Below are 2,293 nucleotides of genomic sequence, written 5' to 3' on the forward strand. Positions count from 1 at the left end.
CCTGTCCAACGTCACGCGCTCCGTCCATGCTTGGCGATCCATCGAATCTGCCGGTATCAAGGCGATCCTGTTCAAGGGCCCTGTGCGTTCATTCAAGGTTTACGGGAGATGGGATGCCCGCCCCTCGTCTGATGTAGACATCCTTGTGCACCCCGGCGAATACAATTCAGCGCGGTCGGCTTTAACGGAAGCAGGCTACTCCACAGTTTCGGTATCCGACAATTCGTGGTGGCATAAATACCTCGGCGAATCAGCATTTTATGGGCCAGGCCGCAGCCACCCGCTGGTGGATCTGCATAACAAGGTTCAACAACCGGGAACGCCTGCCCCCAGAGAAATAGAACAATTCTTCGAACAGAGCTCCATCATTCTTATCGGCGACCGGACAGCACGGACATTGTCAAAGAACCATGATCTTATACTTTGCATCATCAACTTTGCAAAAGCCTTGCGCGCCGGCAGCCCCTGGATAATCTATGCCCACGAGCTCATGTGGTGCATGAAGGAATCGAGCGCAGAAGACCTTAAAGCCCTTGCCGATCTCGCAGCAAAGAACGGGATAGGAAGGCTACTGCACGTAACGATGACATTATCAAAACAGCTGTTTGCTCATGATGATATATGCTCGACACGTGAACCGGAGCGGTACAAAGTAATCGCATCGGCATTTGGAACAGTAGCCCCGCAACTTATGCGCAGAACAAATCTCCTATGGAGCTGGACAGACGGCAGCACGACAACACGGTCCTATAATTTTCTGCGCGAACTCCTTACTACATATCGGAGTGAGGTTGCTTTTCGCAAAAATGCGAAGTAATTGCGAAACATCCCGCATAAAAACAAATACCTGTGACTTATAATAAATCAATGATCATGAATCGAAATTAACATTGAATAGTCGCGACATGACCAACATAGGCTTCAATTTAGAGCGTTTTTCGAGCGCAATGAATCGTAAGGGATTCCCAGAGGCGCAATTTTCTGATTCATAATCCGTGCTGGCGAAGGAGGCTGGCATGGATGGCTCACGCTCTTTCGATGGATTTACGTGCTCGGCTTTTGGCTGCGGTTGATGGTGGGTTGAGTTGCCGGGCCGCCGCGGCTCGCTTTGGCGTTGCGCCATCGACGGCGATCCGCTGGCGGGCGCAACGCTGCCAGACCGGTTCCTTTGATCCCAAGCCTCAGGGCGGTGATATGCGTTCACGGCGGATAGAGGAACGCGGCGACGACATCCTGGCGCTTTGGGAGGCACACAAGGATATCACGCTTGAAGAGTTGCGTGCTGGCATGGCCGAGATTGGCTTCCAGGTCTCGGTTGCAGGCCTTCACCGCTTTTTCGTGCGCCGCGGCATGACGCGCAAAAAAAGACTGGCCATGCTATCGAGCAGGACCGTCCCGACGTCCTGAAGCAGCGGCATGACTGGTTCGACGGCCAGCTCGATCTGGAACCCGAGCGCCTCGTCTTCATCGATGAGACATGGACCGCCACCAACATGACCCGCAGCCATGGCCGTTGCCGCAAAGGTGAACGGCTGCGCATGGGCTTCCCCCATGGTCATCGTAAAACGACCACGTTGGTCGCGGGCCTGCGCATGACCGGCATGGTCGCACCGATGGTGCTGGATGGCCCGATCAATGGCGACTGGTTCGAGGCCTATGTCACTCATATCCTGATACCTGAGCTTCGGCCCGGCGATGTCGTCATCATGGACAACTTGTCGAGCCACAAACGTGCCTCCGTGCGCGAGCGGATCGAGGCGGCAGGCGCAACCTTGCGGTTCCTCCCGCCATACAGTCCGGACTTCAATCCAATCGAAAAGGCGTTCTCGCGGCTCAAAGCAATGCTTCGCAAAGCAGGTGAGCGCACCGTCAGCGGGCTATGGCAACTCATCGGCAAGCTCGTCGATATCTTCCAGCCCAACGAATGCGCCAACTACTTTAGCTCGTGCGGATATGACCCTGAATGATCGAAAAACGCTCTAATGGATTTGACGCTGCCCTAAAAAAGTCGGCCACGGCACCTGACACGCTCTGCCGGAACGACACTTGATCCGCGAAAATAAGGCTCCCCCGATCAAGGAGCTAGTCAATGCGTCGCACATCTCGCCACTATCCCGCCAAGTTTTTTGCTTCGGCCGCTCTCGCCGTTGCCACGATCGGTGGTGCAGCAGTTTTGCTTCCGTCGTCGCCCGCGCAGGCCATCCCGGTGTTTGATAGCGCCAACTACGCACAGAATTTGTTGACCGCTGCGCGCACGCTCCAGCAGATCAACCAGCAGATTCAGTCACTGCAG

At 55.1% G+C, this 2,293-nt stretch carries 2 protein-coding genes and 1 pseudogene; all 3 read left to right on the forward strand.

The window, feature by feature from the left end; genetic code table 11:
- A partial coding sequence (locus ACEW8G_RS11770) for a nucleotidyltransferase family protein (protein WP_373488610.1) occupies window positions 1–817 on the forward strand: 817 nt, incomplete at its 5' end.
- Between the two features lie 203 nt (window positions 818–1,020).
- Window positions 1,021–1,967 (forward strand): IS630 family transposase gene (locus tag ACEW8G_RS11775; RefSeq protein WP_373488611.1). Its coding sequence is split into 2 segments (ribosomal slippage): window positions 1,021–1,357 and window positions 1,357–1,967, totalling 948 coding nucleotides; the frame shifts between segments, so codons are not numbered across the junction.
- Between the two features lie 122 nt (window positions 1,968–2,089).
- A pseudogene (locus tag ACEW8G_RS11780) lies at window positions 2,090–2,293 on the forward strand (P-type conjugative transfer protein TrbJ); the annotation flags it as partial.

It is taken from the genome of Blastomonas sp. (assembly GCF_041747255.1).
Lineage (GTDB): Bacteria > Pseudomonadota > Alphaproteobacteria > Sphingomonadales > Sphingomonadaceae > Blastomonas.